The following is a 15,502-nucleotide window of genomic DNA, read 5'->3' on the forward strand; positions in this document are numbered from 1 at the left end:
CTAAAGCAGGAGACAATTGAAACAATTTCTTAATTATTTAAATCTGATGTTTCCAAAACAGTGTATTTTGAAAAACCGGACTGATCTACTGCTTTAAATAAAAACTGAGAAAACATGTATAAACCATTTTTCCAGACTTTAAAATCATGAACTCCGGGCTCTATGTAATAAATATGCGGCACATTATTTTTTACTAAATAATCGTGGGTTCGTTTACTGTTTTCGATAAGCCAGTCTTTATCGCCGCAAGAAATCCAAAGGAGTTTTAATTTCTTTTTTGCTTCTTCTGGATTCGGAAGTAATTCCTGAGGCATTTTAGTATTAGGTGCCGATGAAAATCCTCCAACCCAGGCAAATTGGTCTAAATTTCCTAAACCGAAATTTAAAGACTGTCCGCCTCCCATTGATAAACCGGCAATTGCCCGAGATTCGCGGTCTTTAAGAACCGGATATTTTTTTTCTATAAAGGGAATTAAATCGTTTAACAAATCTTTTTCAAAATAAGCAAATGCCTGAACTTTTTCCGGTGCCATTATATTTCCGGAAGCGCTGTCGTCTTTCATAGCTCTTCCGTTTGGCATTACTACAATCATGGGTTCAATTTTTCCTTCAGAATAAAGATTGTCTAATATAATCTGCGGATTCCCTCCGTTAAGCCATTCTTTTTCATCGCCGCCTATTCCGTGTAAAAGATATAAAACAGGATATTTTTTCTTTTTATTAAATCCGGGTGGTGTATAAACAGTAACTTTTCTGGTGGTTCCGACGGTTTTTGATTCATAAGATATCGTTTCAACTTTTCCTGCCGGCACGTTTGGATTTAAAACATCAAATCCTAAAGGTGCCTGAACGATAAAAGGTTCACTGCCCTTAGTTGCTTTATAACCTAATAAAGCTAACATTTGATCCGCATAACGTTTTCCTAATTCTTTGTAACCTTCAGCATTAAAATGTAAAAAATCGGAAGCGACTGCGCAGCCTTTTGAAGAAATAACATAAGATGTTGGAATTGTTTTGGGCAGCGTGGCTATAATTTTATTCATGCTCGCGCATTTTCCGTTTTGTTCTTCGTGAACGACTTCGCCAGAAAGCAAAGGCACTTTTTTAGGATCTAAATTGAGATCTTTTAGTAAATTATCATATACAATTTTGACTTTTTTCGGCCAGAGCGTATCGCCTGTATTCGATTCTCCCTGATGCAATAAAATTCCTTTTATGACGCCCGTTTTTTGTGCAATTTTTGCCATTTCAACCAGTCTTGCATACGGACTTCCATTATATTCTTTAATCATTCCCTGCATCCATTCTGGTGCTGTGGCGGTGTAACTTTCTACTTTATCTTTATCAAAAAGTTCAATTTTACAGCCTCCAACGGCAACGTTTACAACACCGACTTTTATATTTTTTGGAAGATTAGCCACCATTGTTTTCCCAAAATTATCCGTTAAAGTAAATCCAGTTTTACATCGGCATAAAGGTGGAATCGCCGTGTACCATTTGCCCATTTCACGTTCTAAATCCGGACAGTTTACCGCTTCTAAAACCTGAAATCGGGGATCAACATTGAGTTTATCCTGAGGTTCTATGGGCGCTGCGCCTTCCATATTGGACTGCCCAAAACTGAGATAGACATGAAAATTGGAATCTTGAGAATAAATATTTTGTCCTGTTACAAAAAGAATTGTAAATGCAAAAACTCTAATTATTGATTTCATGATGTGGATTAATTAGTTAAAAGAGCCAAAATGAACTCTTTTAATATTATACTATTATTGAAATAAATTTAAATCTACAGCTTCCCCCATTCGCTTATATCCAAGTTCGTTTGGGTGCAGAAAATCATTATCGTGCATATTGGATAAGATTGTTTTTGAACCTGCTTCAGATTCCATTTCTTTGTCAAAATCAATTACCGCATCAAAGTTTCCGTTTCTAATCCATGCATTCACAATATCTCTGGCGTCTTGTTTAAACGGTGCATCGTAAAATGATTTTTGAAAAGGCAGAATTGTACAGCCGTAAACCCTGATTCCTTTAGCATGCGCTTTATCGATCATAATTTTATAAGCTTCTATAATTTCCTGCGCTTTTGCTGTTGCATCTTCGGCGCGTTTAATGCCTCCAATATCATTTATGCCTTCTAAAATTACGAGCCATTTTGTACCAGACTGCGAAAGTACATCACGGTCAAAACGTTCAAGAGCCGTTGGACCAAGTCCGCCTCTTACTACGCAGTTTCCGCCAATTCCTAAATTGAGCACGCCAATATGTTCTGTATTTTTATTAGCGGCCAATCTTGATGCTAAAATATCAGTCCACCTGTTTTGTTTGTTTGTTCCAGAACCGCGTCCGTCTGTAATGGAGTTTCCTAAGCAGACAATATTGGATTTGTTTGTACTAATAACGTCTAATCTCATAATAGTGTACCAATGATCTGTTTTTACAGCTCCCGAAAACATTTCATCATTTTGATGATCGCCTTGCAGTATATAAGATGTCGTACGCGAGCCCGGATGACCCGAAATTATTTTTGGAGCTTTTTCATAGTGAATTGTGACTGCTAAAAGCTGTCCTTTTTGCAGTGGAAAATTAAAAACATCTGAATAAATTTCTTCTTTTGGATTTATCGTTACCTCAGCATTTGAATTGAAATAAAGCATTTTTTGAGATTTAATATCAATCGCAGGGGCTTCGGCAACATTCGAAACACTAACCGATTTTATAATCATCTGTTCATCGGTAAAAAGATTTGAAAAACGAAATCGCAGTTGGTTTCCTCCTATCGAAACTTTAATAATCTGTCTTAAAGTATTCCCGCTCAATCCCGGTTCCGGCGGCATATTATGAGGTTCAACCTGCATTTGTGCACATGCCCACGTCCCTGTCCAGTTTTGATTTTTAACCTTGACCGTTTGATTTGATTTACAGCCTGCAATAAAAAGCAGAAGGATAAAAAATACGATGTTTTTACAATGCTTTTTCTTCATGTTCATTATTTCAAAAGTTAAATTATCGGAAGATTTTAGTCTATTCTACAATTTCGAATCATTAGCCGAAGTTGCATATAAACCTATCAACGCTCCAGTAAAACCGCCGGCTGTATTTGTAGAAAGAATATCTCCAGAAACAGCTCCGCCAAGATTTTCAAAATCAGAATTATTTAGAGCAAAACTGAATTCGTAACTATCTCCCGCCGCTTTTACCTGCAATTTAATTCCTTTTTTAATCTCTATCTTTTTGCTGGCGATTATTTTCGATTCTCCTTTTTCTGTTCTTTCTAAAAGTACATAAGTGTCTTTTCCTTTTTTGGTAATACCGAAAACATAATTAAAACGTTCGTTTTGCAGACAAACAATTCCGGCAAGATCTTTTTCTGATGCTGGTTTGTAATTCAATGTCGTTTCAAAAGAAAACGTATTATGCTGCTGTCTGTAAAAAAGTGTCGATGTTGGTTTTAGTTCTTTAAGATTGGTTTCAAAAGGATTAATTGCCAGCCCTTTTTTGGTTATCGAAATAAAACTTTCACGCGGTCCTCTTAAACCTATCCATCTGTAATCTAATTTATTGGAAGTAAAATTTTCTGTAAACGTAAAATTACCATTTGGAAAAAAGCCGTCTTTTCCTGTTTTGTTTTCGACTCCGTTTGGCATTTTCAATTTAGGTTCCATAGGCACTAATCCATTTTCAAATACCGGAAAAGTTCCAGACCAGTCAACGGGAAGTATAAAAGTTTCACGGCCAATATTTACGCGGTCTTTATCATTCGGGCGAATGCCTAAAAATACGCCGTAATATTGATTATTTGGTCCTTCGATAATATCAGCATGTCCTGTCCAGTCTACTTTATTGGCTCTGTCTTTTGGAAAATATCTTTGAGTAAGTATCGGATTGTTTGATGAAGGTTTAAAAGGTCCTTTTGGATTATCGGATATAAAAATAACTTCGCTGTGATTGCCGCCTGTTCCCCCTTCGGCACACATTAAATAATACTTTCCGTTCTTTTTATATAAATGTGGTGCTTCAATCCAGATTGGTTTTTTCGAAAGATCGACCCCACCATCTACTATAATTTTATCGGTTCCCGGAATTACCTTATCATTTTCAGTATCGTACTCCCAGACTTTAATGACACGATGGCCGTTATAAAGTTCTTTTCCTTTATCCGGTGCATCGTTGTGCACTACGTAACCTTTGCCGTTATCATCAAAAAAAATACTCGGATCAATTCCGCCGAAATCTAGTTTTATGGGACTTCCCCATCCCTTAACAGGATCTTTTGTTTTTACGATGATATTACCCATTTTACCTGTAAAAGCGGTAACAATCATGTAAAATGTATTGTTATGAGGATTGTAGGTAATTCCAGGAGCATAAACTCCTGCATTGATTCCGGTATCATGCGGATTAAATTCTTTGACATTATTTAAAACTCCTCCCAAATCTGTCCAATTGACTAAGTCTTTAGAATGAAAAACAGGAACGCCGGGAAACATAGCAAATGAAGAACAAACCATATAATAATCGTCTCCTTTTCTGGTAATCGCTGGATCCGGATAACAACCCTGCAGGACAGGAGAGTAAAATTCATCTGATTTTAGCGGATTGTTTGTATAAATCTCATCGTTGCCGGTATAGATAACATTTGAAAAAACCGGAGACTGTCCTTGTTTTTTCTTTGTACTTTTTTCCTGAGCTTTTATTTGAAAAATAGTCAGGAAAGTTATCGTGAATAAAAGAAATAATTTTCTTGGAATCATTTTTTATTATGTATTTAAATCTGATAAAGAATATTAAAAGCCGAGAGCATTACCCGGCTTTCAACTAACAAAACTTCAACTTATGAAATAAACTCAGACTGATTATTTATGTATCTAAAATTACATGTTTTATCAACTCAGGCTTAATAACCCGGGTTTTGGTATGCGGCTTTTTCATCGGCTGACATTTCCATACCATCAAGCTGCCCTTGTGGAATTGGTCTTAGATAATGATGTACATCAATACTTCTGGTTACAACCTCAGGAGTATGCTGTCCGTAATTAGATCCTCCTATTGAATATTGACCGGCAAGTTCATTCCACTTTTGTGTTCTTACCAAGTCATACCAGCGATAGCCTTCTCCAAAAAGTTCGCGCGAACGCTCAGCCAGAATGTAATTAATATCTATAACTGTTGGTGTTGCAGCAATCATGGCAGCGCTGTTATCAGCAGCTTTTGCTGTATTGCCATTATTGTCCCAACGCCATTTTCCAGCTCTTGCTCTTATTACATTAATAAGGCTTCTTGCTGTCAAATTTCCTGTTGCGCCTTTTACTGCAGCTTCTGCGGCAACAAAATACAATTCAGAAAATTTAGCCACCGGAAACGGTCTTGTACTGGCTGCATTTGGCTGTCCTAATCCTCCGGCATTGTCTTTACGGTACGGGCCTAATTTCCAAAATCCCGGATATACGATTCTGCTGATTCCATTTGGAGAAATAACATAATCTGATCTTCCCGGAAGAGTTCCGGCTCCTACACCGCTTTCTCCTTGTCCGGAAGGATAAGTAACCGGTGTTGAAGGTTCTTCATTCAGAAAGGTTAAAACAGCATCTCCGGGTTTAATTGTCAAGCCATTAGCATTTGTCAAAGTGGCAACAGTACTTAAACCGGTTCCTTGTAAATTCCAATTACCGCGAAACGTTGTTGTAAATGTTCCATCATATCTTGAATCATTGGTTTTATCAGCAAATGTTTTTGTAAAAACTTCAATTGGCGGTGCCATTCTTGTCCACGGACGTCCCAAAAACTGATTGGCTTCACGCTGTACAGATGAAACTGCTGCAGTACCATTTTTACTTCTGATAGCCGTATAATTCCACGTTACCATCCAGCCGGCAAAATTATCCGGAGCGCCGCCGCTGCCATACGTTAAACTTGAACCATTATAATATTCACTGTCCTGAGTGTGATCTGCATAAAGCATCACTTCTTTATTTCTGTCATTTGCACCTGCATTTACATCATAAAAAGAATCCAGTAAGCCATAAGGACCGGGATTATTAATTCCGGCAACCGCTGTATTATAAGCTTCCTGAAAATACCATTGTGCATTATGTCCATCGGGATCTGTTCTCGGAGTATCCGGATAGGTTGGTATGTTATTTGGATTTTCCAGCCACCATGCATAGGTTAAATAGGCTTTTGCCAAAAATAAACGCGCCAGTGTTTTTGTAGCGGTACCGGTTAATCGAGGCGCATCCGGCAGTTCGTTTACTGCTGCTTTTAAATCTGGAAAAATTGCTTTTGTGTACACCTCAGAAACTGTATTTCGTTTTGAACTTCTTGACGGTTTACTGTTGAATTTTAATTCTCCCGCACCAAGATCAAGAGGTACGCCTCCAAATGTCTGTACCAGTAAAAAGTAATCAAAACCTCTGAAAAATTTCGATTCAGCAATCAGATTACTTGCAATACCAACTTCGGCACCATTTTCTATAATACCGCTTGCAGTATTAATATCATAATAGGAATTATTCCATAAAACATCTGAACGGCTTGAATTCGGATTAATAATCCCGACACCGGACAAATCGTGATCTTTAAAATTCCCATCGGCACTTTGTGCATAAGTGGCTTCGTCTGTACCGGTCTGAGACGCGTTATAAAAATAAGCCTGCCCGTAAATCCAGCGTAAATGTGCATAATGAGAGGTTAAACCCTGTATAACACCCTGTTCTGTTTTAAAATAATTGGGTTCATAAAAATCGTGCGGCTTTTCTTCTAATATATCAGAGCAGCCAGCTAAAGAAAACAAAACTGCAGATCCTACTATCAAATTTTTTAAAATATATCGTTTCATATGAATGTCTGATTAAAAAGTTAAATTAAGGCCAAATAGATAATTTCTGGTGCTGGGAGTGTTAGTACCAATAACCAAAAACCTTCTTTGGTAAGATGCTACTGCCTGATTTTCATCACCAAATGAATTCGTTTCAGGATCCATTCCAGATTTATCATGATAAGGAGAAAATAGTACAAACGGATTTTGAGCTGTTACATAAAGTCTCAAATTATCGATTCCTATATTTCTTGTAAAATCTTTGTCTAAAGTATAACCTAGGGTCAAGGCTCTGATTTTTACGTAAGATGCATCAAAATATCCCATCGTAGAAATGTATTTTGGATTATCCCCGCTTCTGATACCTCTCGGATTAGGAAATTCTGCATCTCTGTTATCCGGAGTCCAGTAATCCACATCAACGTTGCTTCTTCGTCCGTTCATTAAGTTTAAGTAACTTGCCCCTCCATAAAGTGTACTGATTAAAACACCGCCGCTTTTAAATGCTCCGACAGCAGAAAAATCAAATCCTTTATATGTCAAATTAGTATTGAATCCTCCTTGAAAATCCGGATCGGTTTCAATAATTTGTCTGTCACTTGCATTAATTGCACGTTTTGGCGAACCATCAGCATTGTATTCTCCGGTATATTTTACTTTAATAGATCCTACTACTGTTCCCTGCTGATTAATGCCTGTTGGTCCCGGTTCTAAAATTGACATATAAGGATCTCCTTCCTGCCAGATTCCAACTTTTTGATAATCGTAAATAGAGTTGATATTATACCCTACGAACCAGTTGTTTGCCTCATCACGGCTCGCACCGGAAGCAAGTGCCGTTAACTTATTTTCATTTTTATAAAAGTTAACGCCCACTGTCCAGGTTAAACCTTTCGGATTATCAAAAATAACTCCGTTTAAAGAGATTTCGTAACCTTTGTTTTCTGTTTCCCCAACGTTGGCAACATACCCGCTTACGCCAGAAGTGGCAGGTAATCCCACTCTTTGCAGTAAATCTTTGGTATTTGTTTTATAATATTCGATTGTCCCGGATAAACGGTTATTAAAAAAACCAAAATCCAAACCGTAATTCCATGTTGTAGAGAATTCCCATCCTAAATCCGGATTTGGAAGTTCTGTTACATAGACACCTGTCGAGTTTGTGCTTCCAAAATTATAAGGTCTTGTACTTAATGCTCCTAAAGTGGCATAAGGAGCAACGGCCTGATTGGATGTTTCACCATAACCTGCACGTAATTTTAATAAGTTAATGTATTTAACATCTTTAAGAAATGACTCATTAGAAATGGTCCAGCCTGCAGAAACAGCCGGATAAGTCACCCATCTGTTATTTGGTGAAAGTCTTGAAGAACCGTCAGAACGAACTGTTCCGGAAATAAAATAACGGTTATCATAAGAATACATTAATCTCGCCATATAGGAGGTCAGGCCCCATTGTGTATAATCCTGATCCGCCGGATTTATAACAGCTTCTTCCTCACTTTGTCCTAAATTATAAAACTGAAATGCATCCGAAGTAATTCCGTTTCTGCTGATTCTTGAACTGTTTCCTGTGTATTGTTCATTCGAATATAACCCCACAAAATTTATTGTATGTTTTTGGGCAAAAGTTTTATCATACGTAAGTAAGTTTTCAAGAAGCCATTGTGTTGACCAAAAATTGCTGATAGAAGCATTGGATAAAGTTGCCGGGTTTACATCAAATACGCCCTGCCCTTCATAATAACCGCTGTTCGAAGTACGAAAATTTAGTCCTGTATTCAGCCTGTATTTTAATCCGTCGATTCCGGGAATTTTAACCTCTGCAAAAATATTGTTATAAGAACTAAATCCTCTGGTCTGGTTCACATAAGCATCGCCCAGATTTTCGATTGATTTTCTGGTATACACCCATTGGTCATCTGCCGCCATACTTACTATTCTTCTTAGTGATCCATCAGCATTGTATGGATTGGCAAGAGGTGAAGTCGCTAAAATAGTACCTGTTCCGATATTGTCGCCGTTTGAAACCGTATAATTACTATTGGTATTAAATCCTAAACGAATCGATCTGTTAATCTGCTGATCAAGTCCTGCTCTCAGGCTGAAACGCTCATAACTCTGACCAGGCAAAACTGATTCTTCTTTATAATAACCTAAACCGGCATTGTAAGCGCCCATTTCTGTTCCTCCTGAAACGCTTACATCGTGGCTGATCATTTCGCCTGCACCATATAATGAATCCTGCCAGTCGGTATTGACGTCACGCGATTCGCCTACACCATCTACATACAGACCTGTGTAATCGCGAAGAGCGCCAAATTTAGCTGCATCCATCATAGGATATTTACCAAATACCTGTTTTATACCGCTGAAACCATTATAGCTGAAAGTCGCTTTTTGGTTTTTACGTCCTTTTAATGTTGTAACCAATATAACTCCGTTTGCACCTCGGGAACCATAAATAGCAGTAGCAGAGGCATCTTTTAAAATATCAACAGACTTAATATCGGTTGGGTTTATATCTCCTATAGAACCCGCAAAAGGGACACCGTCTAATACCACCAAAGGATCATTGCTTCCTGTTAAAGACCTTGTTCCTCGTATTCTGATCTGCATGGCCGCTCCGGGTTTAGAAGAGGTCTGAGTTAGTTCTACTCCCGGAAGTCTTCCTTGTAAAGCCTGCGTAATATTAGCAGAGGCAACTTCGTTTAGTTCTTTCCCGCCTAATGAAGCGACAGATCCTGTAACGGCCTCTTTTATCTGCGTACCATATCCAATTACAACAACTTCTTTTAAGGTATTTAAATCCTCTTCAAGCAGTACATTAATTTTTGTTTGTCCATTTACAGGAACTTCTTTGTTTTTGAATCCAATAAAACTAAAGATAAGAACGCTGTTTGAGGGAACATTTATCGAATAATTACCATCAAAGCTGGTACTTACTCCGTTTTTTGTTCCTTTTAAATTAATATTAGCACCCGGAATAGGACCATTAGCATCTGAAACGGTTCCGGTAACTGTTATCTGCGCACTTAAATGAGAAGAAAGCAGGAACATTAAGATCAAAAAGCCAAAGCATTTTAAATACTTTGATCGACTCGCAACAAAATAGTTAGTCATAAAAATTGATTTAAATTAAAACTGGTTTTGGTTAGTTAGTAATCTATACAGTATTTATAAAAATAAGTAAGCATTTTCATAAGTGTATCTTGTACAAATATAAAAAACAAACTTATATACACAATCGGTTGTGTTATTTTTTTTTATTAATATTGAAAAAAAAGTAAGTTTTAAAAACATTTAAAACATAAAACAATGCAATTAAATAAAAATATAATAAAAAAATATATTGCCAACGAAATACATTTATGAATTATATTGTGTTTGAAGACTATTCTTAAAAAAAAGACAAAAAGAAAAACAAAGGTTGCACTTATTAAATAATAAAGATAAATACTTACAAAATAAAGCATATAGAAGGTGCTTTTCGTCTTTATGGAATTTAATTTATATAGTGAGAAGGAATAAAATTAAGACAGATTAATTCAAAAACAATCGATTGCTTAATAAAAAATATTTTGTTTTAAATTCTAAGAAAGATAATTTTAATCTAGTCATCAGAAGATTATTTCATAAATTTAAAACTTATGAAAGTTCAAACCTTCCATGACTATCATATAATATTTAAACTTACCTTATTTTAAACGGTCATTTAAAACCTCCGCTTTTTCTTTAAAGCCAATGTTTAGAAATTCATAATAAGGGTATCTTTCGTAGTCCTGGTTCAGACTGTAATATTTTGCAGCGCGATGGGAAACATTTTCTTCTTTCTCTTCAGATTCTTTAAGTAATCCTCTTTGAAAAATTTTTCTTCTGAAATTAGATTTATCGATACTGACTTTAAAAATCTCTTCATATAAATTAACAGCCTGAAGTACTGTAAATTTTTCAGGCAGAAGATTAAAAGCCTCGGTTGTCTGGCAGCTGGTTTTACGGAGCTCTTGTAAACTAAAATTAACTATAGACCGGTCTTTATTATTTAAAAATTCCAATTCACTGCATGACGCCCATTTTAGATGTTCGTCCTGAAAAATATTGTCAGAGGTATTCAGCTTTTTTTTAATCAATGCATAATAACCAATTATAATTTTTTCCTGCATATTACTATCACCCATATCGCTAAAAGCTTTTAACTGGACTGCAAAATAATTTTCAGCATTTGTATATCTCTTTATAATATTGTTTACAGTGTGTTCAATAGTTTCGCTTTTTTTTGCACCATCATTAGGCAGTCTCCATTTGATTCCAGTCTCATCTTTCTCTTTTACAACGAGAATTTTAAGACTACTGCCATCAAGATAAAAAATCACACAGTCAATTTCTATTTTTACTTTCCCCATCTCTCTTAATGAAAATTAACTTTTTAAATATCTCTAAGTACTTAATTGTAATTTCAAAATTTTTAATTTTAATCAACAATTTAAAATTTGCTGAAATAAAAACGCATCAAATAAACTACAATCGGTTGTTCAAATTTGCCAGAATATTGATTGTTATGTCTAAAACTCATAATATTTCAACTGTAAAGTATCAGAAATAAAAACATTCTTAGACACATCGTAATGATTAAATAGTTTCAAAGTTTAGATGTCAGATGCTCTAAAATTTAGATTGTTTTCAATTCATAACCGTTCACTTTGATTGGAAAACTCATTTATTTCAAATAAAATTTAAAATTAAAAATATTTTTCATTAATTTACACAATCGGTTGCATTATTTTATTATAAATATCTCATAACGGCTTTATAAATCTAATATGGAAACAAAAAAAATAGTTTTTCAAATTACACTATTGTTATCACTTTGGTGTTCTGCTCAAAATAAAACAGAAGAATTTCCTTTTCTAAATCCCGCTATAAGCTTTGAAGAACGGGCAGATGATCTGGTCAGCCGGTTGACACTCGAAGAAAAAGTATCGCAGATGCTAAATGCTGCGCCCGCTATACCCAGACTCCAAATTCCTGCTTACGATTGGTGGAATGAAACTTTACACGGTGTGGCAAGAACTCCATTTAAAACCACGGTTTATCCTCAGGCAATAGCCATGGCAGCCACTTTTGATAAAAATTCTCTTTTTAAAATGGCCGATTATGCTGCACTTGAAGGCAGGGCTATTTATAATAAAGCAGTAAAATTAAACCGTACAAACGAACGTTATCTGGGTCTGACTTACTGGACACCAAACATCAACATTTTTCGTGACCCGCGCTGGGGACGCGGACAGGAAACGTATGGTGAAGATCCATATCTTACGGCTGTTTTAGGTGATTATTTTGTAAGAGGCCTGCAGGGAGACGACCCTAAATACCTAAAAGCAGCGGCTTGCGCGAAACATTATGCCGTGCACAGCGGACCAGAATCGCTGCGACATACATTTGATGTTGATGTCACGCCTTATGAACTCTGGGATACTTATCTCCCTGCTTTTAAAAAACTTGTAATGCATTCTAAAGTTGCAGGTGTTATGTGTGCTTATAATGCTTTTCGAACGCAGCCGTGCTGTGCCAGCGATATTTTAATGACTGATATTTTAAGAAATCAATGGCAGTTTACCGGATATGTAACATCTGACTGCTGGGCGATTGATGATTTTTTCAAGAATCATAAAACACATCCAGATGCTGAAAGTGCTTCTGCAGATGCTGTTTTACATGGCACTGATATAGATTGCGGTACTGATGCTTACAAAGCTTTGGTACAAGCGGTAAAAAATGGAAAAATCAGCGAAAAACAAATTGATATTTCTGTAAAACGCCTTTTTATGATTCGTTTTAGACTGGGAATGTTTGATCCTGTTTCTATGGTAAAATATGCTCAGACACCCGACTCGGTTTTAGAAAGCAGGGAACATCAGGAACATGCTTTAAAAATGGCAAGACAATCGATCGTGTTACTTCGTAATGAAAAAAATATCCTCCCTTTAAACAAAAACCTCAAAAAAATTGTTGTCCTTGGTCCGAATGCTGATAATGCGATTTCTATTTTAGGAAATTACAATGGAACTCCAAATAAACTTACTACTGTTTTACAAGGTATTAAAGATAAAATGGGACCGAATACTGCAGTTGTATATGAAAAAGCCGTAAACTTTACCAGCGATACCCTATTAGTATATCAGAACAATATTAACCAATATTCTTTTGAAGGAAAACAAGGTTTTAAAGCCGAATATTTTAATAATGAAGATTTAAAAGGTACGCCGGAAGCAGTAAGAACAGAATCTGAAATTAATTATTTTTGGCAGGAAGGAGAAACTCTGATTAAAAATATTAAAGCCAATCATTTTTCTGCACGATATACCACCAATTATACTGCGGATAAAGATGGTTCGATTACTTTTGAAATTAATGCCGATGACGGCTACCGCTTTTTAATTGACGGAAAAGAAGTTATCAATGCATGGAAAAAGAACAGATGGGGAGAAAAGACTTTTGAATTAATCACGAAAAAAAATACGGTTTATAATGTAGTTCTGGAATACTGGCAGGGCGAAGGAAAAGCAAACGTGGCACTGCAAACAGGAAATTTTGAAAAAACCGATTTTAAAAAACTTATTGAGCGCCATAAAGATGCGGATGCTTATATTTTTGCAGGCGGAATTTCTCCACAGCTGGAAGGAGAAGAAATGCCTGTAAACTATCCCGGATTTAGCGGCGGTGATCGAACTTCTATACTTTTGCCGCAAGTTCAGACTGAACTTTTAAAATCACTTCAATCCTCAGGAAAACCTGTCGTTTTCGTTATGCTTACCGGAAGCGCTATTGCGATTCCGTGGGAAGCAGAAAATATTCCGGCCATTGTAAATGCATGGTATGGCGGGCAGGCGGCTGGAAAAGCCGTTGCAGATGTGCTTTTTGGAGATTATAATCCCGCAGGCCGTTTACCCGTAACATTCTATAAAAATGATACCGACCTGCCCTCTTTTCAAGACTACAGTATGGATAACAAAACCTATCGTTATTTTAAAGGGACACCTTTATACGGTTTTGGTTACGGCTTAAGTTACACTACTTTTAAATATGATCAGCTAAAAGTTTTGCCAGCCATACAAAAAGGCAAAGAAGTTTCTGTCTCTGTCAGAATAACCAATACAGGAAAAATAGAAGGCGAAGAAGTACCTCAGCTTTATATTATCAATCAGGATTTAGGGATAAAAACACCTTTAAAAAGTTTAAAAGGATTTGAACGCATTCCTTTAAAATCAAAAGAAAGCAAAACTATAACTTTTAAACTTCTACCTGAAGACCTCTCCTATGTTACCGCAGAAGGAATCTTAATGCCATACAACGGTAAAATTAAAATAGCAGTTGGCGGTTGCCAGCCCGACGAAAAAAATAAAATGAACAGCAACATCGTCGCTCAAATTATTCAAATAGAAAAATAACAGAAAAACTAAAGACAGCAGAGAGTTCTTAAAACAAGAAGTACTTCTGCTGTTTTCTTTAAATTTAAAATCGTAATTATCCTAACGCCTTCTTTAATCTCTGCAAACCTTCAAAAAGAAGTTTTTGTGGAGTGGCAATATTAATTCTCAGGGAACCCTCTCCAGCTTTTCCATACATAGTACCAGAATTGATCCAGAGCTTTTGTTCCTCCTGCAGCATTTTAGCAATTTCATCAGAATTTAATTGTAAGGCACTGCAGTCCAGCCAGACTAAATAAGTGGCCTGAAGCGGTACAACTTTAATCTGAGGTAATTCTGATGCAATAAAATCCTGCAAAAAACTATAATTATGGTACAGATATTTTTTTAATTCGACGAGCCAGTTTTCTCCTTTATTATAAGCCGCAATAAGCGCTTCTATCGCAAACGGACTTAATAATTCCATTTCCTGTATTGCAAATACAGATTTGACTTTATGATAAAGTTCCGCATTTTTAGTAAAAACATAACCGACCTGTAAACCAGCCAGATTAAAACTTTTACTAATAGATGCCAAAGTGATTGAATTTGAAATATATTGGTCATCTAAAGAGGCAAAAGGAATATGTTTTTGCCCGCTGAAAACCAGATCACAATGAATCTCATCTGAAATCACAATTACATTATGTTTATGACATATTTTTGCAATTTGCAGCAATTCTTCTTTTGTCCATACTCTGCCCACAGGATTATGCGGATTGCTTATCAAAAGTAATTTAGCTTTTGGATGGGATGCTTTTATTTCTAAATCTTCAAAATCAATAGTGTAAATTCCGTTATTGTAACTTAAATTATTTTCTATAATCTCGCAGCCGCAATTTTCTATAGGTGTGTAGAAATGATTGTACACCGGAGGCTGAATTATAATTTGATCTCCTTTTTCTGAAAGGCTTCTTATGGCTGCCGATAATGCCGGAATAACCCCAATTACAGGAAGTATCCATTCTTTTTCCAGAGAAAGTCCGTGTTGTTTTTTCCACCAGTTTTGTATCGAAATATAGCATTGTTCCGGCGTCTGTGTGTAACCAAATATTCCGTGCGAAACTCTATTTTGCAAAGCTTCAATTATTTCCGGAGCTGTTTTAAAATCCATGTCAGCAATCCACATGGGTAAAATATCCAATGATGGCGACACATCCCATTTAATGGCATTTGTATTTTTTCTATCGATGATTTCATCAAAATTGTAATCCAT

At 36.2% G+C, this 15,502-nt stretch carries 8 protein-coding genes; 1 reads left to right on the forward strand and 7 read right to left on the reverse strand.

Annotated elements, in window-relative coordinates; translation table 11 throughout:
• Window positions 1–29: 29 nt before the first annotated feature.
• The 6 genes from ASE21_RS21515 to ASE21_RS00255 all read right to left on the reverse strand — a co-directional run bounded on the left by ASE21_RS21515 (window position 30) and on the right by ASE21_RS00255 (window position 11,223).
• Window positions 30–1,715: a sialate O-acetylesterase gene (locus tag ASE21_RS21515; protein WP_199858490.1), complete on the reverse strand. Its 1,686-nt coding sequence runs from the start codon at window positions 1,713–1,715 to the stop codon at window positions 30–32.
• Window positions 1,716–1,769: 54 nt separating this feature from the next.
• On the reverse strand, window positions 1,770–2,987 hold the full coding sequence (locus ASE21_RS00235) for an SGNH/GDSL hydrolase family protein (protein WP_132078201.1): 1,218 nt from the start codon (window positions 2,985–2,987) through the stop codon (window positions 1,770–1,772).
• 45 nt (window positions 2,988–3,032) lie between these two features.
• Window positions 3,033–4,757 carry a glycoside hydrolase family 43 protein gene (locus ASE21_RS00240; protein ID WP_057120561.1) on the reverse strand — a complete coding sequence of 575 codons (1,725 nt, stop codon included), beginning with the start codon at window positions 4,755–4,757 and terminating at the stop codon, window positions 3,033–3,035.
• 143 nt (window positions 4,758–4,900) lie between these two features.
• Window positions 4,901–6,841, reverse strand: coding sequence for a RagB/SusD family nutrient uptake outer membrane protein (locus ASE21_RS00245; protein ID WP_057120562.1), 1,941 nt, complete (start codon window positions 6,839–6,841; stop codon window positions 4,901–4,903).
• 12 nt (window positions 6,842–6,853) lie between these two features.
• Window positions 6,854–9,943: a SusC/RagA family TonB-linked outer membrane protein gene (locus tag ASE21_RS00250; RefSeq protein WP_057120563.1), complete on the reverse strand. Its 3,090-nt coding sequence runs from the start codon at window positions 9,941–9,943 to the stop codon at window positions 6,854–6,856.
• A 575-nt stretch (window positions 9,944–10,518) separates the two neighbouring features.
• Complete coding sequence (locus tag ASE21_RS00255) at window positions 10,519–11,223, reverse strand: NrtR DNA-binding winged helix domain-containing protein (protein WP_057120564.1); 705 nt, start codon at window positions 11,221–11,223, stop codon at window positions 10,519–10,521.
• A 417-nt stretch (window positions 11,224–11,640) separates the two neighbouring features.
• Here ASE21_RS00255 and ASE21_RS00265 point away from each other — a divergent pair, with 417 nt between their 5' ends.
• On the forward strand, window positions 11,641–14,268 hold the full coding sequence (locus ASE21_RS00265) for a glycoside hydrolase family 3 protein (RefSeq protein WP_057120566.1): 2,628 nt from the start codon (window positions 11,641–11,643) through the stop codon (window positions 14,266–14,268).
• 76 nt (window positions 14,269–14,344) lie between these two features.
• Here the strand turns inward: ASE21_RS00265 and ASE21_RS00270 are convergent, their stop codons facing one another.
• The gene (locus ASE21_RS00270) at window positions 14,345–15,502 is read right to left on the reverse strand and encodes a MalY/PatB family protein (protein WP_057120567.1); all 1,158 of its coding nucleotides are present in this window, start codon (window positions 15,500–15,502) and stop codon (window positions 14,345–14,347) included.

It is taken from the genome of Flavobacterium sp. Root901, assembly GCF_001429765.1.
Taxonomy (GTDB): Bacteria; Bacteroidota; Bacteroidia; order Flavobacteriales; family Flavobacteriaceae; genus Flavobacterium.